Origin of the sequence: Bacillus sp. CDB3, assembly GCF_002081505.1 — a bacterium.
GTDB classification, from domain to species: Bacteria; Bacillota; Bacilli; order Bacillales; family Bacillaceae_G; genus Bacillus_A; species Bacillus_A cereus_AT.
In genome coordinates, this window is record NZ_ALBR01000096.1 from 61588 (window position 1) to 84554 (window position 22967).

The following is a 22967-nucleotide window of genomic DNA, read 5'->3' on the forward strand; positions in this document are numbered from 1 at the left end:
AAATGGAGAGTAAACAAAAATTAGGGAGATTGATTACAGTGGTGGCTACCTTCCTTGCCTTTTCAGGTATAGGAGTGGTCGACCCAATTTTACCAAGTATTGCTGAACAAATTGGTGCTTCGCATTGGCAAGTCGAGATGTTATTTACAGCTTATATTTTAACGATGGCAATTATGATGTTACCAGCTGGAATATTTGCATCAAGATTTGGTGATAAACGAATGATGACGATCGGTCTTGCGATTGTAACTGTATTTGCATTTATATGTGGTATATCGCAAACGATTGCTCAATTATCTCTTTTCCGCGCTGGATGGGGATTAGGAAATGCGATGTTCTTCGCAACGGCGATGACATTATTAATTGCATTAAGTAAAGAAGTTCATGAAGCAGTAGGATTATATGAAGCAGCCATTGGTTTAGGGATGGCAGGTGGACCACTATTAGGCGGGATATTAGGTGGCTATTCTTGGCGTTACCCATTTTTTGCGACGAGTATTTTAATTTCTTTAGCATTTATTTTAGTTTTCTTTTTTGTAAAAGAACCGGAGCGAAAAGTGAAGCGTAAAGCGGCAGGCGTAGGGGAATTACTTAACCTGGTGAAATATAAACCGTTTATGCAAGGTGCAATTTCGGGAATGTTATACTACTACGGATTTTTCGTCGTGTTAGCATATTCACCACTGATTATGCATTTATCTGCTATTCAATTAGGATTTGTATTTTGCGGATGGGGATTAGCATTAGCTTACGGATCAGCAATTTTAGCGCATAAGCTAGAAGGTAAATATGAACCAAAAACATTGTTAAAAGGTAGTTTACTCGTATTTGCGATTTTCTTAATTGCACTATTCTTCGTTAAAATCATGTGGTTACAAATCGTGTTAATCGTTCTATCAGGATTAGCATCAGGATTAAATAACGCGTTATTTACAAGTTATGTAATGGATATTTCACCTTATGAAAGATCTGTTACATCAGGTGTTTATAACTTCGTTCGTTGGTTAGGAGGCGCGATTGCTCCAATTTTATCAGGAGTCATCGGTCATACAGTTTCACCACAAAGTCCGTTTTTAGTCGGTGGAATTGTTGTGTTAGTTGGTTGCGTAATAATCTTAATTCCGATTCGTAAACCGGTAGAAATAGAGACAAAAACCCTTTCTTAAGAAAGGGTTTTCTTTCCTATTACAGAGCAAACCCTTTTCGCATATATGTTAGAACCCTCTGACTAAAATATATTTTCGGTATTTTTGTACTTTTAACTATACTTTTTGGATGTTTTGTTTTATTTTTGTTAGGGGACATTAATGATGTCCCTATTATAAATTTGCATTGAAAGGCGTGATTGTACGATGGAACTATGGTTCACTGAAAAACAAACAAAGCATTTTGGAATTACGGCGCGTATTAACCGCACATTACATACGGAGCAAACAGAATTCCAAAAACTTGATATGGTTGAAACGGAAGAGTTCGGAAACATGCTTATTTTAGATGGCATGGTTATGACAACAGAAAAGGACGAGTTCGTTTATCATGAAATGGTAGCGCACGTACCTTTATTTACACATCCAAACCCTGAAAACGTATTAGTTGTAGGCGGTGGCGATGGCGGTGTTATTCGTGAAGTGTTAAAACACCCAAGCGTAAAGAAAGCAACTCTTGTTGAAATCGATGGAAAAGTAATTGAGTACTCTAAACAATACTTACCATCAATTGCAGGCGCATTAGATAATGAGCGTGTAGAAGTAAAAGTAGGAGATGGTTTCCTACACATCGCAGAAAGCGAGAATGAATATGATGTAATTATGGTAGATTCTACTGAGCCAGTAGGACCAGCAGTAAACCTATTTACAAAAGGCTTCTACGCTGGGATTTCTAAAGCGTTAAAAGAAGATGGTATTTTCGTTGCTCAAACGGACAACCCTTGGTTTACACCAGAACTAATTACAACTGTGTTTAAAGACGTAAAAGAGATTTTCCCAATTACTCGTTTATACACAGCGAACATTCCAACTTACCCAAGTGGACTTTGGACATTCACAATCGGATCTAAAAAACATGATCCACTAGAAGTAAGTGAAGAGCGTTTCCACGAAATCGAAACGAAATACTATACAAAAGAATTACACAATGCAGCATTCGCATTACCGAAATTTGTTGGCGATTTAATTAAGTAAGAAATCGAGTTTGAACAAATAAAGTGTAAGTAGCTCATTTAAGGTGTTTGTCCAGAAGACTTGAGCATGCTAGCTACTTGCACCTCTGTAAAGAAAATCGTCTTCTTATCGTTAAAAAAGAAGACACCGGTAAATCGAGAAAGAGGAGTAATGCGCTCCAAATTTGAGAAATAGTGAAAGGTTGGGATACCTTAAGTTCCACATAAGGAGGAAAAGAGTATGCGTTTTGATGAAGCTTATTCAGGTAAAGTATTTATTAAAAGTCATCCAAGTTTTGAAGAGTCAGAGGCAGTTATTTACGGGATGCCTATGGATTGGACAGTAAGTTTCCGTCCAGGATCTCGATTTGGCCCTGCACGTATTCGTGAAGTATCAATTGGTCTTGAAGAATATAGTCCGTATTTAGATCGTGAACTAGAAGAGGTAAAATATTTTGATGCGGGTGATATCCCATTACCATTCGGAAATGCACAACGCAGCTTAGACATGATTGAAGAGTATGTATCAAAACTTTTAGATGCCGGTAAGTTTCCACTAGGTCTCGGCGGTGAGCACTTAGTGTCTTGGCCAATTTTTAAGGCAATGGCAAAAAAATATCCGGATTTAGCAATCATCCATATGGATGCCCATACTGACTTACGTGAGTCATATGAGGGAGAGCCTTTATCCCACTCTACACCAATTCGTAAAGTGTGCGATTTAATTGGTCCGGAAAACGTATATTCTTTCGGTATTCGTTCTGGAATGAAGGAAGAATTCGAATGGGCAAAAGAAGTAGGTATGAACTTATACAAATTTGACGTGTTAGAACCGTTAAAAGAAGTATTACCGAAACTTGCAGGACGCCCAGTCTATGTCACAATTGACATTGACGTATTAGACCCAGCTCACGCTCCTGGAACCGGAACGTTAGAGGCTGGAGGTATCACATCTAAAGAACTATTAGATTCCATCGTAGCAATTGCAAATTCAAATATAAATGTAGTTGGAGCAGATTTAGTAGAAGTAGCTCCAGTCTACGACCATAGTGATCAAACACCAGTCGCAGCAAGCAAATTCGTGCGGGAAATGCTGCTCGGCTGGGTGAAATAAAAGCGGAGGCAGCTCGCTCAGAATCGCAGGTCATTGGAACGCTCGACCGAGAAGCGCTTTTGGCGCAGGCCGAGAGTGTGAAATGGCCGGAGATTCTAGCTGCCGTAGCTGGATAAAGTAAAAGCGGAAGCGGCTCGCTCAGAATGTGAGGGGGATGGAGCTTCAGACGTAGAGGCGCTTTTTGCCTCGAAGGAAGAAGTGAAGCCACCGATCATTCTAGCCGCTGTAGCTGGATAAAGTAAAAGCGGAAACGACTCGCTCAGAATGTGAGGGGGATGGAGCTTCAGACGTAGAGGCGCTTTTTGCCTCGAAGGAAGAAGTGAAGCCACCGATCATTCTAGCCGCTGTAGCTGGATAAAGTAAAAGCGGAAACGACTCGCTCAAAATCGCCGATATAATTTCACTTAACGTCATGTGACATAAAAAAAGAGCTATTCTCATCATTTGAGAATAGCTCTTTTTTCTTATGCAACTTTTTCTTCCGAAGTAATACCACGAATTTCATCAGCGGAACGAATTGGATATTTGCGGAACACAATTGATCCGACGTATCCGACCACTATGGTAACGATTCCGCATAATACGGCAGCAATCGTTACTTTTATAACGTCATTAAATCCGAATAAGACAAGTAGTCCTGGAATTGGTGATGCTGTCCCTGGTGCATTATTAACGAGCTGGAATAACGACGTAATAATACCGGCAAGTGCACCGCCAACAAAGTTTGTCGCGTAAATTGGAATTGGGTTTGCTGAGACAACATCGGCTTGTGTTAACGGCTCGATTGCGACAGCGATTGTATCTTTCTTTGAACAAATTTTTAGTCGTTTAAAGAAAATAAAATTCATTGGGGCAGAAGCTGCTACGGCAAGACTACCAATAGCCATTGGTAAACCTGTTAATCCAAGCATTGCAGTTAGTGCCATAGAACTTAATGGAGAGGTAGAAATAACTGTTATTAATCCACCAAGCATAATACCCATAATGATAGGACTTTCTGTAGTTGCAACTGAAATCATAGAACCGATTTTACCAAGTGTTGCGTTAACGAGTGGATCCATAAGCATGGCCATTCCACGTGAGATTGGTGCAGCGATAAATAGGATTGCTAAAAATTCTACACCAGCTGGCAATTTCTTTTCGAGAAATTTCACGACGAAGGCACAAACGTATCCAGCGAAAAAACCTGGTAAAATACCGAATCCGCTAGTAGCGATACCGATTAAAACCGCGTATACGGGTGAGACACCGATTGCTAATGCTACTAAAATTGCCGCTGCGACACCGCTCATACTACCAGAAGCTTCTCCTACTGATTGTAAAAAGTCATTATGAAACATTTCCCCACCGATATAATGGTGAAATGCTTCAATAAGAAAACTTGCGATTGCTGCATTAGCTAAAGCACCCATTGCTTTCATTCCGTAAGGAGCACGGTAACTAAAAAGTGTAAATAGACAGAGTACAACAAGTAATAGTGCTAAACCTTGCAAGATAGCCATTTGAAAACTGTCTCCTTTGATTTTTGTAATAAAAATTTGTATCATTCAATAATAATATAAAAGTTTGTTAAACGGAAAAATTTTTTATTGGGAAATTGCTGTAAGGTGAAAAACTCTTACAATAATGTAAGGAAAGTGTAAGGCATTTCGATAGAGTATAGTATGCTTTTTTTCGTATAATACAGGTATAGACATACGGTTAGTGAGAAAGCAGTGCAAACAGGAGGCGCATTTATGAAATTGGTAATTAAAGTTTTAGCTGTGTTCGCCATTATTTTAGGAGGAACAGCGTATTATTTAAACACAAAAACAGAAGGTGTGCATGCTTTTGTAGACAACTTCTTTTCAAATAAAGAAATACAAGATTATTATGCTGTTATAGATAAAAGTGAGAAAAAAGACGATGAATATTTGTATACATTTAAAGGGTATACAGAAGATGGAAAGCTACAAGTTATTAAAAGAATGGTGAACCGTGAATTGCATACGGGTACTTTTATAAAAATTTATGCAAAAGGTATGCAGGGAAAAGGATGGGCTGAAATCCCGAAAGAATCAATCCCGCAAAAAGCGTTGCAAAAAATAGAAAAACCATAAAAGGAGCGAATCGTTCGCTCCTTTTTTAGTGCGTTAAAATAGTGATAGCTGAATTTTTTTTATTAGAAATGATTTTTGCACGTCCACCAATTGGGAAAGTAAAGATTGGAGTTGTATGTCCGAAACTTGCATTCGCAATAATAGGGATATGTGCAAGTTCAGGCTTTGAAGCAATCATTTCTTGAATGTCCTCTATCATACATTCTGCTCCTTGTTGCATTCTTCCTATAACGATGCCTTTTACGTATTCAAAATCAGTTTGCTGCATAAGAGAATGTAAATATCGATCGAAAGTTTTAAGTGTAGCTTTTCCTGTTAAACTATCTTCTTCAAGAAATAAAACTTTATTTCTTAAGCTTGGCATATATGGTGTACCTTGTAGTAAATTCAAAGTGCTCATATTTCCGCCGATAATATCTCCTGTAGCTTCTCCTTCTTGAATCGAAATATATCCTTCATTTTTAATAAATTCTCGATTTTCCTGATCTATATACCAAGAATCATCGCTCCACGTTTCAGATGGTAGAATTTCAATAGAATCATTAGAAGTTAAGCATTTAAAAAAGTAATCGGTCGTATAATCGAGTCCTTTCTTCATTCCGAATGAAGAGAAGTGAGGTCCCGAATATGTAACTAAGCCTGTTTTTGTGTAAATTGCATTATTTAAAGCGGTAATATCAGAATAGCCACAGAAAAACTTCGGATTTTCTCGAATTAAATCGTAATCGAGATGCTTTAATAAACCATTAGAGTTGTATCCTCCAAGTGTCGTTAAAATCCCTTTTACATTAGGGTTTCTAAATGCTTCGTGGAGGTCTTGAACGCGTGAAGAAATAGAAGAGGAAGCGAATCGATCTATCTCTTCAGCATATTCTGAGAATGTAACTTGGAAGCCCATATCGGTTAATCTTTTTATAGCAAGCTCTCGGTTCGTATTTGAGACAATACTTAAACTACAAGATGGTGAAATAACCCTTATTTCATCACCTTTTTTTAATTTTGTTGGTAGCACCAAATTCCCTCCTTTAAATAAAAGAATATTTTGATTTTAAAAATATTTTATCCTATGAAATAAAGCGAAGGTGAATTATTTTTTGAAAAGGAGTTTTCCTGATTTTTCAGCAGACAGACAGAGTCTTTTTTTGATATGATAGGAAAAGTGATTTATTATAAGTAGTATTTAATATCTATAACATTTGAAAGGTGTGCAAGACGTGAAGAAACAACTTGCAGGCTTGCCAGTACACGTTCATTTCGTAACAGAAATCCGTGAAGGGGCGAGGAAGGAAACCGTTGCTTTTGAAGCAAGTGGTCAATACTATGTAAAAGGTCAAGGTACATACGTAACATTCCAAGAGCCGAACGAACAAGGCGAAGTGAAAACAATTATTAAAATCCAAGATGAACAAGTTCTCATTATGCGTTCAGGTGCTATTTCTATGCGTCAGACGCATGTGAAAGGTGAATGGACAACTGGTACGTATACGAGTGAACTTGGTACGTTTGCGTTGCAAACGAAAACTGATAACGTTCTTTTTAAATGGTCGGATGAAAAGAAAAAAGGACAACTCTTCTTAACGTACGCATTGCTTCTAAGCGAACAAGAAGCTGGCAGATATACAATTACAATTAATTTGAAGGAGGCAAAATAATGAATTCTTTAGAACAAGTAAAAGGATTGATTAAAGAAGAAATTCAAGCTGCTGTATTAAAGGCAGAATTAGCGACAGAAGAACAGATTCCAAACGTTGTATTAGAATCTCCAAAAGATAAAACAAATGGTGACTTCTCTACAAATATGGCAATGCAACTTGCACGCGTTGCGAAAAAAGCACCTCGTATGATTGCAGAAGAATTAGTTGCAAACTTCGATAAAGCAAAAGCTTCTATTGAAAAAATTGAAATCGCAGGTCCTGGTTTCATTAACTTCTACATGGATAATAGCTACTTAACAGACTTAATCCCAACAATCGTTAACGCTGGCGAAGCTTACGGTGAAACGAATACTGGTAAAGGTGAAAAAGTACAAATTGAGTTCGTATCTGCGAATCCAACAGGTGACCTTCACTTAGGACATGCACGTGGTGCGGCAGTAGGTGACACTTTATGTAACGTATTAGCAAAAGCAGGATACGATGTATCTCGTGAGTACTACATTAATGACGCTGGTAACCAAATTCATAACTTAGCTCTTTCTGTTGAAGCTCGTTACATGCAAGCTTTAGGCTTAGAGAAAGAAATGCCAGAAGACGGTTATCATGGTGCGGACATCATTGGAATCGGTAAACGTTTAGCTGAAGAGTTTGGCGATCGTTATGCGAAAGCTGATGAGAAAGAAAGCTATGAATTCTACCGTGAATACGGTTTAAAATATGAATTAGCAAAACTTCAAAAAGACTTAGAAAGCTTCCGTGTTAAATTTGATGTATGGTTCTCAGAAACATCATTATACAAAAACGGAAAAATTGATGCTGCACTTGCAGTATTAAAAGAGCGTGACGAGATCTTTGAAGAAGGCGGTGCAACTTGGTTCCGTTCTATGACTTACGGTGACGACAAAAACCGTGTATTAATTAAAAACGACGGTTCTTACACATACTTAACGCCAGATATCGCTTACCACCGTGATAAATTAGAGCGTGGTTTCGATAAGCTAATCAACATTTGGGGTGCTGACCACCACGGTTACATTCCTCGTATGAAAGCTGCTATTCAAGCACTTGGTTACGATAAAGAAACACTTGAAGTAGAAATCATCCAAATGGTACAACTGTACCAAAATGGTGAAAAAATGAAGATGAGTAAGCGTACAGGTAAAGCAGTTACACTTCGTGAGCTTATGGAAGAAGTAGGCGTGGACGCAATGCGTTACTTCTTCGCAATGCGTAGCGGTGATTCTCATTTAGACTTTGATATGGACTTAGCTGTATCAAAATCTAATGAAAACCCAGTATACTATGCACAATATGCTCATGCTCGCGTATGCAGTATCCTTCGTCAAGGTGAAGAGTTAGGATTAGCTACAGGCGGAGACGTGAATTACAAACTTGTTACTTCTGAGAAAGAAGTAGAGTTACTGAAAAAACTTGGTGAATTCCCAGCTGTAGTTGCGGATGCAGCGCAAAAACGTCTGCCACACCGCATTACAAGCTATGCATTTGAATTAGCAGCAGCATTACACAGCTTCTACAATGCAGAAAAAGTATTAAACCAAGATAACTTAGAATTAAGTAAAGCTCGTTACGAATTAATGAAAGCAGTACGCACTACACTTCAAAATGCATTAGCAATCGTAGGAGTATCTGCACCAGAAAAAATGTAATACAGTGAAACTTTAATCAGTGGGGGGTGTTTATCCCCCACTGATTATTAGTTGAACCAATCGGGCTTTTACGGCAGTTGATCCCAACCAAACTTCTTTGCTTTCGCTGAATTTTGAGGTGGGGGTCTTACTGCCCGTTAATGCGGGATAAAGAAAAGCAGAAGCGGCTTGCTTAGAATAGGAGGTGGATGGAGCTCCTGACAGAGAGGCGCACTTTGCCTCGGAAGAAGGCGCGAAGCCACCGAGTATTCTAGCCGCTGGAGCTGGACAATAAAGAAAAGCGGAGCCGACTGTTTAGTCCCGAAGGCTAAGGTTCTTTTCCACAGAAGATGCAGTTTATCTTCTCATGGGGAAGGTTCTTAGACGGAAGGGGCTAGGAGGCAGAGCTAGACATACAGATCAAAAAAGGCAATCACAATAACATGTGGTTGCCTTTTTTGATCTGTATTAAGCAGCTTTTTGACCTGTTTGAGTAACAGGTTTTTGAAGGGTGTTATAAACACCAGTTCCGATAACTTCTAATGCCATTTTCATACGTTCTGGTGAAATGTTCTCAAATACATTATCTTGAGGCGTGTGATATACCTTTTCGATATGATAGATTAATGGATTCCAACTATCGACACCCATCCAAATAAATAGTGCAGAAGGAATGCCCACTTCAGCAAATGGTACGTGATCACTAGAGCCGAATTTTCCTTGAAGAACGAGATCATTATTTAATTGTTTACCTGCTTGTAAGGCAGCATCTGTTACAAGGTTCGTTGATCCATCAGGAGTCATTGCATATAAATTCTTTGCTTTATCATAATTTGTTGCAACCATGTCTGCGTTAAAGACACCTAAAATTCGATCGCGTTCCTTTTGGGACAGACTATTAACATAATAATCAGAGCCAAGTAAGCTAGTTTCCTCAGAACCAAAAGCAATAAAACGAATTTCTTTATCAGTTTTTACATTTTGAAAAGCACGAGCTAATTCTAATACTAATCCTGTACCAGAAGCATTATCATTTGCCCCAGGTGCTCCAACGACACTATCATAGTGTGAACTTACAACAACAGCTTTTTCATTACCTGTACTATTTTTTGGTTTCTTTTTAGCGATGACATTTAGGGATGTTAAATTAGATTCATGTCTCGCTTTTAGGGAAAGCATTGTTGTCTCTTTTTTAGCGATTTCTTCTTTAAACGCATTTCCTTGAGCATAAGCAAGACCAAATACAGGGATAGATTGCTTTTTAGTTAAGGGGGGATTGAAGGTTTGTCCGTAGTTTCCACGACCTCCAATTAAGCTGTATAAAAGAACACCTTTTGCCCCTTTACTAACAGCATTTTCAACTTGTTTATTATAATCTGCTACTGTCGTACCTCTTTCGAATAAAACGATTTTTCCGTTTACCTCATTTGGAATATCGTCCAATTTTGTACCACCTTGAACAAAGATAAGCGGAGCTGTAACAGCCTCTGTAGAAATTAGTGCATTTGGAGCAGCACCAGCTTGCCAATTACGCTTTGTCCCTAATGGTGATTCGATAAATCCAACGTATTGATCCGGTACTTGAAAGGGTTGATATTCTACTTCATATCCCATTGATTTAAGCTGCATACCAACGTAGCGAGAGGCCCATTCTTCTGATTTTGTACCACCTGGACGGGGACCGATTGTTTCGGATAAGAAACGGATATGCTCGATGACGCGGCTTGCATCAACTTGTTTTGTAATAGGTGGAGTCTGTGTAATTTCTGACGTGGAATCAGCTTTTACTTGTCCGATTGGAGCTAAGCTAACGGCGAGTGATACAGCAAGCAAGGAGCTTACTATTTTTTGTTTCAGTGATTTTCTCATTTTTCCTCTCCCATTCTTCTATTCTCTCTGACTGACAAAAGAAGACGGATAACGACTTAATTTTACCTTTATATGTATGAATTTTCAATAAATGTATGTTGAGAAATAAAAAACGCTATATGCACATTTGTATATTTTTAGTGGATATATGTATGCTATCATTTTAAATGAAGGATCGCTTTCTGTTCTGAAGGCTCCTACATTGCATGAATCTAGTGTACCCAAACTTTAGATTATGTAGGGAAAAGAGATCCGTTATAGGGTTTCTTTTCTTTTGTTTGAATCATATGATGGTAACTATGTTTCCGCATTTCATAATTATCATCAGTGATATATGTAAGGCATCCATATGAAAATACGAGGCTGTTCAAAGGTTTTCCGTACTTTTGGACAGCCTCACCCCGTTAAAAAGGTGATGCTTTGATGCACCACCTTTTTATTTATATAAGCTTTTACATGCATAAAAATAATAAAAAAACAGCCGTTTCAGTAGCAGGAATCTACAAAACGGCTGTTTTTTATTATATTTCTGTTAAAATAATCGGTTCACCGCGTGTTACAACGATTGTATGTTCACATTGTGCAACAAGGCTTTTGTCTGGTGTAACGAATGTCCAACCATCATCACCGCGCTCAATAATATGATCTGCTTTCATTGAGATGAATGGCTCTACAGCGATAACAAGACCGTCTTTTAGAAGTGCATTATCCATTGGATCATAGTAGCTTAAAATGTGGTTTGGAGCTTCGTGTAAACTAAGGCCAATGCCATGACCAGTTAAGTTTTGGATTACGTTATATCCACTTTTATGTGCAAAGTTAGAAACAGCACGACCAATTTGATTTTGTTTTGATCCAGCTTTTATTTTTTTCATTGCTTCCCAAAATGCATCTACTGCAGCTTGGCATAGCTTTTCTTTTTCTTCATCTTCTCCAAGAACAAATGAGATACCTGTATCTGCATAATAGCCGTCAAGTGCTGCTGATACGTCTACGTTTACTAAATCGCCTTCTTTTAATACACGATCGCCTGGAATACCGTGAGCAACTTCTTCGTTTACACTAATGCAAGTTACACCTGGGAATTTATATTCTTTTTCAGGCGCTGAAATAGCACCGTTCTCGTCTAATACTTTTTTACCAATTAAATCAAGCTCTTTCGTTGTCATACCTGGCTTCGCTTGCTTTTTCATTTCTTCGCGTGCAAGTGCAACGATGCGGCCGATTTTTCGTAAACCTTCTAAATCTTGTTCATTACGAATAATCATGAAAACCACTGTCCTTCCTCGAATATATGTCTTATCCGATTGTATCATGTTTGTTTTTGTACTGCTACTCGCGTGCGGTATGCGGGTTGATTCCTCTCATAGAGAATACATGACAATTGTCATATGGATGTCATGACGCATCATACTGTTTCCTAACTTTTCCAGAGCGTACAATGTAAATATAAGAAACGGCGGGGGTGGAGAGATGGAAAAGATTATTGAAGTAAATGGTGTTTCTAAAACATTTAAACATAAAAAAGCAGTAAATAACGTTTCATTTCATGTGAATAAAGGGCAAATAGTAGCATTACTCGGACCGAATGGTGCGGGGAAAACAACGACAATTTCAATGATGCTCGGATTAAAAGATCCAACAGAAGGGAATATCTCCATATTTGGAAAGAGTCCGAAGCATAGAGAGGTTCGCAATAGCCTCGGTGCGATGCTGCAAGAAGTAAGTGTGATTGATAGCATCACGGTAGAAGAGGCAATCGAGTTATTCCGTAGTTATTATACGAATCCTGTAGAGAAAGAAACATTACTGCAGTTGTCAAACTTAGAAACAGAACGAAAGCAAAGATGTGAGAAATTATCGGGCGGTCAAAAAAGAAGGTTAAATTTTGCGCTCGCACTTGCAGGAAATCCAGACTTGTTATTTTTAGATGAACCAACTGTAGGGATGGACATAACATCTCGAAAAACGTTTTGGGAAACGATTAGAAAATTAGCAAGTGAAGGGAAAACGATTATTTTAACAACACATTATTTAGAAGAAGCGGATGCGTTAGCAGATCGAATTTTATTATTTGCGAACGGAAAGATTATCGCAGATGGTACTCCGGATGAAATGAAAGCGACAATCTCGCAAAAAACAGTTTCGTTTGTTGCAACGGAGAAAATACCGACAGCTTTATTAAAAGGATTGCCAAATGTGACGGGGGTTCAGTCTCATGAACCGCGTATTATTTTAACGACGGATGATACAGATGCGACATTGCGAGCAATTTTCAAGAAAGATTTACCTGTTATGGACATTTCAGTTGAACGTGGAAGTCTTGATGAAGCGTTTGAGCAGTTTGTTGCAAATCAGAAGGAGGGAATCGCATGAAAGCTTTATGGATGCAGTGCAAAATAGAAATTTTACGTACGTTTCGTAATAAATTATTTATCTTTTTCTCATTATTAATGCCAGTTATGTTTTATTACATCTTTACAAATGTAGTTCAAGTGCCAGAGAACGGAGATGCTTGGAAAGCACATTATTTAATTTCAATGGCGACTTTCAGTATTGTAGGGACTGCACTTTTTAGTTTCGGCGTGAGACTTTCTCAGGAAAAAGGGCAAGGGTGGACACACCTTTTAAAAATCCCACCACTTCCAGAGGGTGCATATATAACAGCTAAAATTATTGCTCAAACAGTAGTGAATGCTTTTTCAATCTTCGTGATTTTTATGGCAGGAATATTAATTAATAACGTCGAGTTAACAGTAGGACAATGGATTGGTGCTGGGTTATGGTTATTATTAGGCGTGACACCATTTTTAGCGCTCGGAACAGTAATAGGTTCAATTAAGAAGGCAGATGCAGCTGCTGGTTTAGCGAATATTTTAAATATGTGCTTAGCGATTCTTGGCGGTTTATGGATGCCAATTGAAATATTCCCCAAAATATTAAGAACGATTGGTGAATGGACGCCAACATATCATTTCGGAAGTGGTGCGTGGGATATTGTAGCTGGAAAGTCAATTGGTTGGGAAAATATCGCGGTACTAGGAGGTTATTTCCTTATATTTGTTGTAGTATCAATATATATAAGAAAAAGACAGGAAGCGGTATAAATGATAGAGAAGAAAAGGATTGAGATTTTCCCGAAACATATGGGGTTCTTCCCGTATATGTGGCTCGTGTATTTGCTATTTCCAATTTATAATTTAACACAAGAATCAGGATGGAAGCTGGTAATAGGAATCGGTATGTTGATAGTTTTCACTGTCACATACCGTCAACTTTATTTTGTTCAAAAGACCTTCATTTTGTGGGCGTGTATTCAAATGATACTCACTTTTTTATTTGCTTTATTTTATAATCCTTTCATGATATTGTTTGGATATTTCACGGCCAGTGCGATGGGATTTGCGCCAAATAAGAAAGCGTTTCGTGTGTTGTTATGTTTATTAGTTGTAATGCTAGGAGCTTTTATATTTATAAATATTAACCAACTAACAATTCCAAGTTTAGTGAACATCATTCCAATGTTTATTTTAATGCTTCTTACACCATTTGGAATGCGTAATTTTAATCAAAAAAAGATGTTAAAGAATCAATTAAATGAAGCGAATGAGCAAATTAAAGATTTAGTAAAACGCGAAGAACGGCAGCGAATTGCAAGGGATCTTCACGACACGTTAGGGCATACGTTATCTCTTATTACTTTAAAAAGTCAGCTCGTGGAGAAGTTAATTGTGAAAAATCCAGAACGTGCAAGTATGGAAGCAAAGGAAATTACACAAACATCTCGTACAGCTTTAAAGCAGTTAAGAGAGTTAATTTCTGATATGCGTATGATTACAGTAGAAGAAGAGCTGGAGCAAATAAAGGCGATTTTACAAGCTGCTAATATTGAGTTAGAGGTGAAGCAGGAAGCAAGTTCGAGTTCGTTATCACCAATTGAACAAAATATTGTAGGAATGTGTTTACGTGAGGCAGTGACGAACGTTGTAAAACATAGTAAGGCATCGCGTTGCACAGTTTCTGTATTAGAATCGCAAGGTGAGTTGATTTTGAAAGTAGAAGATAACGGAATCGGCTTAACGGATCAAAATCATGATGGAAATGGTATTCGTGGTATGAAAGAGAGAATTGCTCTTATTGATGGGTTTGTTGAACTAGATACAGTCAATCCAGGAACGCTGTTAACAGTAAAAGTTCCAGTTGTTATTAGAACAGGAAAAGATGAGGTGAGGGCATGATTCGAATTATTATTGCAGAAGATCAGCGAATGCTTCGTGGCGCGTTAGGGGCCCTGCTTGATCTAGAAGATGATATTGAAGTAATTGGGCAAGCAGCGAATGGGGAAGAGGCGCTACAATTAATAAAATCGCTAAAGCCTGATATAAGTATTATGGATATTGAAATGCCGATTCAAAGTGGTTTAGATGTTGCCGAAACTTTAAAGAAAGAAAAATCATCATGTAAAGTAATGATATTAACAACGTTTGCACGACCAGGTTATTTTGAAAGAGCGATGAAAGCTGGTGTGCAAGGTTATTTATTAAAGGATAGCCCGAGCGAAGATTTAGCGGCAGCAATTCGTAATGTAATGAAAGGAAAGCGAGAAGTCTCTCAAGATTTAATGTTCGGCTTATGGCAGGAACAAAATCCGTTATCAGATCGTGAAAAAGAAGTATTGTTACTTGCGAAAGAAGGAAAGACGGCAAATGAAATTGCGAAGACACTTTATCTTTCACCCGGTACAGTACGTAATTATATTTCTGAAGTATTAACGAAACTCGATGCGAAAAATAGAATTGAGGCAATTACAATTGCGGAAGAAAAGGGATGGATATAAGAAGAAGTTTACCTATAGTCGGTAAACTTCTTTTTTGTTATAAACGATGTTTTTACTAGAGAATACCGTTTTTATCGCATCGTTTGGAATTTTTCGTGCGTTACATAGCGTAGATTTCACTTCATTTTTCGACAAAAAATTTGTTATAGTAGGATTAAGTTGTTGGTTTTTGAATTGGATTTTATTAACTGTAGGCAGTTCTGATTACGTCATTTCTATATAATTTTGAAGTGTGAAAAGCTTCTGTTGATAAAGGACAGAGAATACTGGATGTAACGAAAGTACTAATGGTTTTTTATAGTACTCCTAGTGTATGTGAGATGAATTGCACAAAGAATTTGCGGAATTTTATATATATTATGCATTATTTCATATCAAAAATTGTCGAATTCACATTATTGTAGTGGTATGACAACTTGAAAAAAATTAGATTGTTATAATGGGATGGTGAGTAAGTATGCACGCAGAAAAATTAGGAAGTGAAATAAAGAAAATTAGGGCGATGAGGGGATTAACACAAAAACAGTTATCCGATAATATATGTCATCAATCGGAAGTGAGCCGAATTGAATCGGGCGCGGTATACCCAAGTATGGATATACTGCAAGGTATAGCAGCAAAATTACAAGTTCCCATTATTCATTTTTATGAAGTACTCATTTATTCCGATATTGAGAGGAAAAAGCAGTTTAAAGATCAAATTATTATACTCTGTAAGCAAAAAAAGTATAAAGAAATTTACACTAGAGTGTGGAATGAGTTGAAAAAGGAAGAATATCATCCTGAATTTCAACAGTTTCTTCAATGGCAATATCATGTAGCAGCTTACATATTGAAGAAAATTGATTATGAATATTGTATTTTAGAATTAAAGAAATTGCTAAATCAACAACTAGCTGGAATAGACGTATATCAAAATCTGTATATAGAAAACGCAATTGCAAATATTTATGCTGAAAATGGCTATTTTAAAAAGAGTATTGAGTTATTTGAAGATATATTAAAGCAATTAGAAACATTGCATGATAACGAAGAATTTGATGTGAAGGTAAGGTATAATCATGCAAAAGCATTATACTTAGATAATCAATATGAAGAAGCCCTATATCAAGTGAATAAGGCGATTGAAATATCGTGCCGAATTAATAGTATGGCATTAATTGGACAGCTGTACTATCAAAGAGGTGAGTGTCTAGAGAAGTTGGAGCATGATGAGGCAGAGATTGAAGATGCATATAAGAAGGCAAGTTTCTTTTTTGATATATTAGAAATGCATGCATATAAAGAGGCGCTCGTAAATAAAATCAACCGATAAACACCCTAAAAAATGGATATGCATAATTGCATACGATATGGATAAATTTTCATGATATATTAAAAGAAAAAATATGGGTGATGGAATATGAAAAAACTACTTATTGGTAGTCTATTAACGTTAGCGATGGCATGGGGTATTTCATTAGGAGATACAGCTTTAGAGAAAAACCAAGTAATTTCTCATAACAATCAAGAGGTACAACTAGCTTCAGACCTACCTTTTGAATATTAAAAAACAACCGTCTTACTTAGACGGTTGTTTTTTCAGGCTGTGGAGAAAGTCTTCTCCACAGCCTGTTTTTGTGTCTGAACCTCTTTTTATGTGTCAACACTGATAAAAAAGAGGAAAAGGAGAGATTTCTTATGATGGGTGCTTTAAAAAATCATCGTGATGAACGTGTATCTGTTTCTGTAGAAGAGTTAGTTCCACAAGATCATTTCCTTCGTGCGATTGAAGCGACAATTCGTTTTGATTTTATTGAGGAGAAGTTACGCCCCTATTACTGTGAAAACAATGGACGTCCGTCAATCCATCCTATCGTTTTATTCAAAATGATGTTTATTGGATATTTTTATGGTATTCGTTCTGAGCGTCAATTGGAAAAGGAGATTAAAACGAATATCGCCTACCGTTGGTTTTTAGGGTTTTCTCTATCAGATACTATTCCAGATCATTCTACAATCAGTTGGAATCGCCGTACCCGTTTTATTCATACAAATATTTTCGAAGAAATTTTTGATGAGATTGTGAGGCAAGCGACGGAGAACCGGATGGTGGGAGGACGTGCACTGATGACAGATTCTACATATATTAAGGCCAATGCTAATAAAAATAAATTTGTACATAAATATAAAAAAGAAAAGGCAAAGTTTTATATAGATGAACTAGAAGCTGCGGTAATCGAAGATCGTGAGGTACACGGAAAAAATGAGGTGGTACAGTAAAACTGGAACACAGTATAGAGATAAATTATTCTATATGAAGAGGTGTTTCAGATGAAAAAACAGTATGATGAAATGTTTAAAAGACAATGTGTTGAATTGGTGATCAAAGAAGGTCGTTCTATTTCAAGTATCCAGAGAGAATTTGACTTGGGTAACGGAACTCTAAATGTATGGATTAAAAAATATTCTACACAGATTTCCTCCTGTGAAAGCAATGAACTGGAAGAACTACGTTCTTTACGAAGAGAAATCCAGGCGTTAAAAAAGGAAAATGAATTTCTAAAAAAGGCGGCAACCTTCTTTGCCAGCAACCAAAACTAACACGCTTTCAGTTTATAAGACAATATAATCAAATATTTGGAGTGCGCTGGCTTTGCCATCGATTACAAGTGTCTGTTAGTGGTTTTTACGACTATATTCATCGTAAACCCACTGAAAATCAGAAAAAACGTAAAAAGACAGCGGCTTATATTGTCATGCAATTTAAATGTTTAAAAGGAAGAATGGGGTATCGAAAGTTGTACCGTTATCTTGTAAACAAGGGAGTCAAGGTTACGTTGTCACAAGTAAGACAAGCGTTATGCAAAGCCGGCTTGCAGTCAAAAGTTGTCACTTATTATAAGAAACGAAAACAAGAACACCGTACATTTCCCAATGTATTAAAGCGATCCTTTAAACCTGGTAAGAAAGACATACCAACTGTAGTATGTGATATTACGGAATTCCGTTTGATGAATGGGATGAAAGTATATTTTTGTGCGGCATTAGATATTAGCACCCGACGGGTGCTTGGTTATTCGTTAGATACTTGTCAAGATGCTCAATTAGTAAAAGACACAATTCAACAAGTAAAAAACACATATGGGAAACGAGAAAACATATTATTTCATAGCGATCAAGGATCACAATTTAGCAGTTACCAAGTGACTGATTTTTGTAAACAGCAAAAAATTCAACAAAGTATGTCCCGAAAAGGAAACTGTTGGGATAATGCAGTAATAGAATCTTTCTTTAGTATCTGTAAGCGAGAATGCTTACATGGAGAAAAGCTCATTTCCCTGTCCCAAGTGAATCAGTTAGTAGCTGAATTTATTTATATGTACTATCATTCTGTTCGTCCTCATTCAACATTAAACGGAATGACTCCTTATCAATATTCAAAATCAATTGCGTAATCTAATTTGTGTTCCAGTTTTTCTTGACCAGGTCATATCGCTAGAAAAAACAAGCTAACAGTTACAGGGAAAAAGTTGTATAAAGTACGCTGTTCAACTATAGAGCGAAGCTTTGCGGACGCCAAAGAACTCCATGGCTATCGATATGCTCGGTTTCGGGGGCTGAAGTCTGTCCAAATGCAGGCTTATCTCACCTCAGCTTGTCAAAATATGAAAAAAATAGCCCTCCATCTGACCAAAAAGGGTCTGGTGGAGGGCTATTTTTCTAAATTCTATTATTTTATGTTGTTTTCATTTGCTAAAATCAAAAAGATTTCAGAGTGTTGGGAACCCTAAAGGGTTTCCCAACACTCTGAAAAAACAACCGTCTTACTTAGACGGTTGTTTTTTCGTGGAGTAACATCCAAACATCTTTACTAGAAACAGGCTTGCTAAATAGGAATCCTTGGATGTGGTCACAGTTTTGTTCGTGTAAAAACTTCCATTGTTCTTCTGTTTCTACACCTTCCGCAATAACCTCTAAATTTAATTCTTTCGATAGCTTAATGATGGAGGCGATAATCGCTTCTTCTAAAGGGCTATTTGTAATTCCACAAATAAACTCTCGAGCAATTTTTAATGTATTGATTGGATATTTCGTTAAATAAGCTAAAGAACTATAACCAGTTCCAAAGTCATCGATTGAAATTTGGATACCGAGATTTTGAAGTTCTTCTAGTTTAGCAATTACAGAGTGATTTTGATTAATCGCGATGCTTTCTGTAATCTCAATATCTAGCGCTTCTGGCTTTAGTTCTGTTTCTTCCAAGACTTTTGAAATAGTTGATATTAAATCTACGTGATTAAATTGAACAACAGATAAATTTACACCAACCTTTAAGTGAGAAAATCCTTGGTTATGCCACTTTTTTGCTTCTAAGCAGGCGGTACGTAAAATCCAATTACCAAGTTCAATAATAAATCCTGTTTCCTCTGCTAGAGGAATAAATTGGGCAGGTGATACGATTCCGAGTTTTGAATGTTTCCAGCGAATTAATGCCTCAAAACCGATAATTTGTTTTGTTTTTGTATTTACTTGCGGTTGATACTCAAGGAAAAATTCATTTTGTTGCAGAGCCTTTGAAAGTTCACCTTCTAGGAAGTGTAGTTCATTTTGCGCAACACTCATTTCTTTTGAGAAGAAAATGAATCTATTTTTTCCATTAGCTTTTGCTCGGTACATAGCCATATCTGCATTTTTCATTAATTCGGTTACATCGGTTCCGTATTCCGGAAACATTGCAATTCCGATACTCGGTGTAACAGAAAGTTCTGCATCTTTAATGAAGTAAGGCTTATTTAAGATGGTTAAAATTTGTTCGGCTATAAAAGCAGCACTTTTTTCAGAGTACATATCTGGTAATAGGATCGTAAATTCATCTCCGCCTTGGCGGGCAACGATATCTTTTGAACGCAAACATCCACGTAATCTTTTTGCTACTTCAATTAATAATAGATCTCCGACATCATGACCGAGTCGATCGTTAATTTTTTTAAATCGATCTAAGTCGAGGAACATGACGGCAACGTCATTAGTGTTGTTTTGCGCTGTATTTAAAATCGTTTTTAAATCTTTTTCGAATTTTCGTCGATTCGGTAGTCCTGTAAGTGCATCATGGAAAGCCAAATGCTCTACTTGTTTTTGTTTTTCATATAAAGTTGTAATATCACGTGCTATACCAAACATCCCAACAACTTCTTTATTTATAAAAATAGGGATGAATGTAATGTGAAGATAATAATAATAGCCTTCTTTTTCTTTTGTCCGAATTTCTAGAGTTTGTGGTCTACCTTCTTTTGTACTTTGTAAAGATTTCTTCAATAATTCATGATCTTGTGAATCAATGAAGTGTAGAAGAGAATAGCTTGTTACTTCACAGTAATAGGCTGTAAATAAACTTTCACAAGCCTTATTAGATTGTTGAAAAATCCCGTTCATATTTAAAGAAAAAACAGCATCAGGATGATCTTCGAATAAAGACTTATAACGCTGTTCACTTTTTGATAGGGCAGATGCACCTTCTTCGACTTTTCCTTCTAGTTGTGTAGTCAACTGTTCGTACGTATCGATTAATACTTGATTATCTTTCCACACGTAAAGTTGTCGTAGGAATAATAAGATTAGTGATAATACTAGACCGATTAGCATGAACTTATCGTCCCAAGGCTGAATGACAATAAAGGAAAAAGTAATGATTATACTAAAATAAGGTAATATAAAGCGTACATAATCGAATCGATAATACTTCATTTTCGTTTCATGTTGCATTGGTTTATTCAAAATGTACAGTATGGACGATAAACCGATTAGTAAAATCGAAGCAGTATGTATTAAATAAGAGACTTCAGAAGAAGTTTTCATTCCTTTGTTTAATTGGAACAGATGTATATATCCGTACACAAGTATGATAGTAAAGCCGATAATTAATGAGATTCTACTAGAAGAATATTGTTCTCTCCTATATAGGCTAATAACGGCGTAAATTACTAATGATTGTGCGATAAAATACCCAATCAAAAGCCACGTGTCCGTCGTCAACATACGAAAGCTAGAAATATCTAAAATAAAGGTTAGGATAAAATAAATATTCATAATAACAATGAAGATGCTATCGAATGAAAATTGAGCAAGACCTCTAATGGAGTAATGCTTTATAAACTTTATAGCAAAGCCAGAAAAAAGCAAAATATATTGTATGATGAAAAAAGGTAGTGCTTTATATGAGAATATGACTTGATCATAAATAGAAAGTGACTGAAGAAATAAAGTTATTTCCATAATTAGTCCACATATGCAAGTACATAGTAGTAAAACCCAAAATAGTTTGTCACTGCTTTTCATCTTCTTAATTGCTTTATATAAGCAATAGCAAGAAAAGATTGCCGCAAAACAAAATAAGAAGAGAATTCCAATTTCTTTTATATTTAAATTCCTAGGGATAAGGAATATCCAAAGAGAAAATATAATTATATATATCATGACAAATTGTACATATTTCTTTTGATTAATCATATTATGACTCCATTTCAATAAAGTTGAATCTCAGGGGGAAAATGCTAATTTAAATAATAGCATATAAATTGGGATGTTTTTTACTATAGGAATCACTTTCTTATGAAAAAAATGGCGCAGTATTACAAATTACCATTGTAACACTGCGCCGTTTTTTCTTTTTATCCCTCTTATAGAAGAGATTTCATCTATTAACTGAAGAAGTGCTAAATCCTTTTGTTTACTTTCAATCATAATATCGAAATTATGATCAATTTTTTTTGTAATGTGTAAAAAAGGTTTAATAAAGTCTAAATCAATATAATCTGCGTGGGACCTAAATTCTTTTTCTGATTTAGGAGAAGAAATATGAACTTTAGGAGGGACATTTGTATGTGACCAAGTTTTAAATATCATAGGAAGTAATTCTTCTAGTGGTTCATTACAAAGGTTCGCTATGTGATGATGATAATCGAACACGAAAGGGATTTTTTCTTTTTGGCAAATAGCCAAAGTTTCAGAAGTTGTATATGTTTTATCATCATTTTCAAGAGTCATTTGTCTTTTTATATGGTCAGGAAGTTTCTGTATGTTTTCATGAAAACGTTCGATTGCTTTCTCCTTATTTCCATACGCGCCACCTACATGGATATTAATGTAGGAAGAATCTGCAATTCCCATAGCATTTAACACGTTATAATGATAGGTCATATCTGTAATTGCATTAGTTGTAATATGTGGTTTGTCGCTTGTAAATAGTGTGAATTGGTTTGGGTGAAAACTTACGCGTAAATTGTGTTCTTGAATTAATGCTCCTATTTTACGCCATAGTGGAGCAAATAGTTGAATGTAATCAAATTCAACTTCAGGATGTGTTGCAAGTGGAACGATAGAAGATGATAAACGATATAATGGAATTTCGTGTGCAATATTGTAATGAAGGATGCGTATTGTGTGTTCTAGATTCTGCCTTGTAACATGGTACAATTTATCTTCTCGCTCTTGTTTATTGAGTTTTTTAAAGCTTGTAAATGTCATCGTTTTAGCAGGAGAACAGTCCCACAATGCCATTGCATGTGAGACATATCCAAACCGCATAATCATAAAGGATACACCTCTTT

At 36.5% G+C, this 22967-nt stretch carries 20 protein-coding genes and 3 pseudogenes; 16 read left to right on the forward strand and 7 right to left on the reverse strand.

Translation table 11 applies throughout. The features are described from left to right. The first annotated feature begins 2 nt into the window (after window positions 1-2). The 3 genes from CDB3_RS23710 (at window position 3) to speB (ending at window position 3272) form a co-directional block, all read left to right on the forward strand. Window positions 3-1166, forward strand: coding sequence for an MFS transporter (locus tag CDB3_RS23710; RefSeq protein ID WP_097831436.1), 1164 nt, complete (start codon window positions 3-5; stop codon window positions 1164-1166). Window positions 1167-1352: 186 nt separating this feature from the next. After that, window positions 1353-2180, forward strand: coding sequence for a polyamine aminopropyltransferase (gene speE / locus CDB3_RS23715; protein WP_000424696.1), 828 nt, complete (start codon window positions 1353-1355; stop codon window positions 2178-2180). A 219-nt stretch (window positions 2181-2399) separates the two neighbouring features. After that, window positions 2400-3272 carry an agmatinase gene (speB, locus tag CDB3_RS23720; protein WP_001209821.1) on the forward strand — a complete coding sequence of 291 codons (873 nt, stop codon included), beginning with the start codon at window positions 2400-2402 and terminating at the stop codon, window positions 3270-3272. A 464-nt stretch (window positions 3273-3736) separates the two neighbouring features. Here the strand turns inward: speB and CDB3_RS23725 are convergent, their stop codons facing one another. After that, window positions 3737-4774 (reverse strand): PTS sugar transporter subunit IIC, encoded by a 1038-nt coding sequence (locus tag CDB3_RS23725; protein WP_128856175.1) that lies wholly within the window; start codon window positions 4772-4774, stop codon window positions 3737-3739. A 234-nt stretch (window positions 4775-5008) separates the two neighbouring features. Between CDB3_RS23725 and CDB3_RS23730 the strand changes: the two genes are divergently transcribed. Next, on the forward strand, window positions 5009-5371 hold the full coding sequence (locus tag CDB3_RS23730; protein ID WP_128856176.1) for a YxeA family protein: 363 nt from the start codon (window positions 5009-5011) through the stop codon (window positions 5369-5371). A gap of 25 nt (window positions 5372-5396) precedes the next feature. On the opposite strand, the gene CDB3_RS23735 is transcribed toward CDB3_RS23730, so the two are convergent. Then, on the reverse strand, window positions 5397-6383 hold the full coding sequence (locus CDB3_RS23735; RefSeq protein ID WP_128856177.1) for a S66 family peptidase: 987 nt from the start codon (window positions 6381-6383) through the stop codon (window positions 5397-5399). 202 nt (window positions 6384-6585) lie between these two features. Here CDB3_RS23735 and CDB3_RS23740 point away from each other — a divergent pair, with 202 nt between their 5' ends. Together CDB3_RS23740 and argS are read left to right on the forward strand one after the other, a co-directional pair. After that, a complete protein-coding gene (locus tag CDB3_RS23740; RefSeq protein WP_128856178.1) occupies window positions 6586-7023 on the forward strand; it encodes a YwiB family protein in 438 nt (145 codons plus the stop codon). Beyond that, on the forward strand, window positions 7023-8693 hold the full coding sequence (argS, locus tag CDB3_RS23745; RefSeq protein WP_128856179.1) for an arginine--tRNA ligase: 1671 nt from the start codon (window positions 7023-7025) through the stop codon (window positions 8691-8693). The genes CDB3_RS23740 and argS overlap by 1 nt, the downstream gene beginning before the upstream one ends. 447 nt (window positions 8694-9140) lie before the next feature. On the opposite strand, the gene CDB3_RS23750 is transcribed toward argS, so the two are convergent. Together CDB3_RS23750 and map are read right to left on the reverse strand one after the other, a co-directional pair. Continuing rightward, window positions 9141-10541, reverse strand: a complete 1401-nt coding sequence (locus tag CDB3_RS23750; protein WP_128856180.1) for a M28 family metallopeptidase — start codon at window positions 10539-10541, stop codon at window positions 9141-9143. 521 nt (window positions 10542-11062) lie between these two features. Further along, window positions 11063-11857 carry a type I methionyl aminopeptidase gene (map, locus tag CDB3_RS23755; protein WP_128856181.1) on the reverse strand — a complete coding sequence of 265 codons (795 nt, stop codon included), beginning with the start codon at window positions 11855-11857 and terminating at the stop codon, window positions 11063-11065. Between the two features lie 157 nt (window positions 11858-12014). On the opposite strand from map, the gene CDB3_RS23760 reads away from it, so the two are divergent. The 4 genes from CDB3_RS23760 to CDB3_RS23775 are packed head-to-tail and all read left to right on the forward strand — an operon-like array spanning window position 12015 to window position 15378. Beyond that, window positions 12015-12917 (forward strand): ABC transporter ATP-binding protein, encoded by a 903-nt coding sequence (locus CDB3_RS23760; protein WP_128856182.1) that lies wholly within the window; start codon window positions 12015-12017, stop codon window positions 12915-12917. Beyond that, window positions 12914-13648 (forward strand): ABC transporter permease, encoded by a 735-nt coding sequence (locus CDB3_RS23765; RefSeq protein WP_128856183.1) that lies wholly within the window; start codon window positions 12914-12916, stop codon window positions 13646-13648. Before CDB3_RS23760 ends, CDB3_RS23765 begins: the two co-directional genes overlap by 4 nt. After that, window positions 13649-14779: a sensor histidine kinase gene (locus CDB3_RS23770; protein WP_128856184.1), complete on the forward strand. Its 1131-nt coding sequence runs from the start codon at window positions 13649-13651 to the stop codon at window positions 14777-14779. Beyond that, window positions 14776-15378, forward strand: coding sequence for a response regulator transcription factor (locus CDB3_RS23775; RefSeq protein ID WP_128856185.1), 603 nt, complete (start codon window positions 14776-14778; stop codon window positions 15376-15378). Before CDB3_RS23770 ends, CDB3_RS23775 begins: the two co-directional genes overlap by 4 nt. A gap of 21 nt (window positions 15379-15399) precedes the next feature. Here CDB3_RS23775 and CDB3_RS32580 read toward each other — a convergent pair. Continuing rightward, window positions 15400-15576 (reverse strand): annotated as a pseudogene (locus CDB3_RS32580) (bacillolysin); the annotation flags it as partial. Window positions 15577-15835: 259 nt separating this feature from the next. Here CDB3_RS32580 and plcR point away from each other — a divergent pair. From plcR to CDB3_RS23805, 6 genes and pseudogenes are all read left to right on the forward strand, one after another. Continuing rightward, entirely contained in the window at window positions 15836-16693 is an 858-nt protein-coding gene (gene plcR, locus CDB3_RS23780) for a transcriptional regulator PlcR (protein WP_128856186.1), read from the forward strand. An 87-nt stretch (window positions 16694-16780) separates the two neighbouring features. Further along, window positions 16781-16927 (forward strand): quorum-sensing peptide PapR, encoded by a 147-nt coding sequence (papR, locus tag CDB3_RS23785; RefSeq protein ID WP_128856187.1) that lies wholly within the window; start codon window positions 16781-16783, stop codon window positions 16925-16927. Between the two features lie 131 nt (window positions 16928-17058). Continuing rightward, a pseudogene (locus tag CDB3_RS23790) lies at window positions 17059-17631 on the forward strand (transposase); the annotation flags it as partial. A gap of 60 nt (window positions 17632-17691) precedes the next feature. Continuing rightward, window positions 17692-17961, forward strand: coding sequence for a transposase (locus CDB3_RS23795; RefSeq protein ID WP_128853850.1), 270 nt, complete (start codon window positions 17692-17694; stop codon window positions 17959-17961). Then, the gene (locus tag CDB3_RS23800; protein WP_128854753.1) at window positions 17916-18815 is read left to right on the forward strand and encodes an IS3 family transposase; all 900 of its coding nucleotides are present in this window, start codon (window positions 17916-17918) and stop codon (window positions 18813-18815) included. The genes CDB3_RS23795 and CDB3_RS23800 overlap by 46 nt, the downstream gene beginning before the upstream one ends. Before the next feature lie 39 nt (window positions 18816-18854). Further along, window positions 18855-19151: pseudogene (locus CDB3_RS23805) on the forward strand (transposase); the annotation flags it as partial. A gap of 37 nt (window positions 19152-19188) precedes the next feature. Here the strand turns inward: CDB3_RS23805 and CDB3_RS23810 are convergent. Together CDB3_RS23810 and uvsE are read right to left on the reverse strand one after the other, a co-directional pair. Beyond that, window positions 19189-21867 (reverse strand): DUF4084 domain-containing protein, encoded by a 2679-nt coding sequence (locus CDB3_RS23810; protein WP_128856188.1) that lies wholly within the window; start codon window positions 21865-21867, stop codon window positions 19189-19191. 129 nt (window positions 21868-21996) lie between these two features. Further along, window positions 21997-22950 carry a UV DNA damage repair endonuclease UvsE gene (uvsE, locus tag CDB3_RS23815; RefSeq protein WP_128856189.1) on the reverse strand — a complete coding sequence of 318 codons (954 nt, stop codon included), beginning with the start codon at window positions 22948-22950 and terminating at the stop codon, window positions 21997-21999. Window positions 22951-22967: the final 17 nt, after the last annotated feature.

Bases quoted from the DNA above. Each gene is read 5' to 3' on its own strand.
- argS (WP_128856179.1), top strand. From the start codon at position 7,023: ATGAATTCTTTAGAACAAGTAAAAGGATTGATTAAAGAAGAAATTCAA.
- CDB3_RS23775 (WP_128856185.1), top strand. From the start codon at position 14,776: ATGATTCGAATTATTATTGCAGAAGATCAGCGAATGCTTCGTGGCGCG.
- CDB3_RS23710 (WP_097831436.1), top strand. From the start codon at position 3: ATGGAGAGTAAACAAAAATTAGGGAGATTGATTACAGTGGTGGCTACC.
- CDB3_RS23770 (WP_128856184.1), top strand. From the start codon at position 13,649: ATGATAGAGAAGAAAAGGATTGAGATTTTCCCGAAACATATGGGGTTC.
- papR (WP_128856187.1), top strand. From the start codon at position 16,781: ATGAAAAAACTACTTATTGGTAGTCTATTAACGTTAGCGATGGCATGG.
- speB (WP_001209821.1), top strand. From the start codon at position 2,400: ATGCGTTTTGATGAAGCTTATTCAGGTAAAGTATTTATTAAAAGTCAT.
- uvsE (WP_128856189.1), bottom strand. From the start codon at position 22,950: ATGATTATGCGGTTTGGATATGTCTCACATGCAATGGCATTGTGGGAC.
- CDB3_RS23750 (WP_128856180.1), bottom strand. From the start codon at position 10,541: ATGAGAAAATCACTGAAACAAAAAATAGTAAGCTCCTTGCTTGCTGTA.
- speE (WP_000424696.1), top strand. From the start codon at position 1,353: ATGGAACTATGGTTCACTGAAAAACAAACAAAGCATTTTGGAATTACG.
- CDB3_RS23810 (WP_128856188.1), bottom strand. From the start codon at position 21,867: ATGATTAATCAAAAGAAATATGTACAATTTGTCATGATATATATAATT.
- map (WP_128856181.1), bottom strand. From the start codon at position 11,857: ATGATACAATCGGATAAGACATATATTCGAGGAAGGACAGTGGTTTTC.
- CDB3_RS23725 (WP_128856175.1), bottom strand. From the start codon at position 4,774: ATGGCTATCTTGCAAGGTTTAGCACTATTACTTGTTGTACTCTGTCTA.
- plcR (WP_128856186.1), top strand. From the start codon at position 15,836: ATGCACGCAGAAAAATTAGGAAGTGAAATAAAGAAAATTAGGGCGATG.
- CDB3_RS23765 (WP_128856183.1), top strand. From the start codon at position 12,914: ATGAAAGCTTTATGGATGCAGTGCAAAATAGAAATTTTACGTACGTTT.
- CDB3_RS23795 (WP_128853850.1), top strand. From the start codon at position 17,692: ATGAAAAAACAGTATGATGAAATGTTTAAAAGACAATGTGTTGAATTG.
- CDB3_RS23730 (WP_128856176.1), top strand. From the start codon at position 5,009: ATGAAATTGGTAATTAAAGTTTTAGCTGTGTTCGCCATTATTTTAGGA.
- CDB3_RS23760 (WP_128856182.1), top strand. From the start codon at position 12,015: ATGGAAAAGATTATTGAAGTAAATGGTGTTTCTAAAACATTTAAACAT.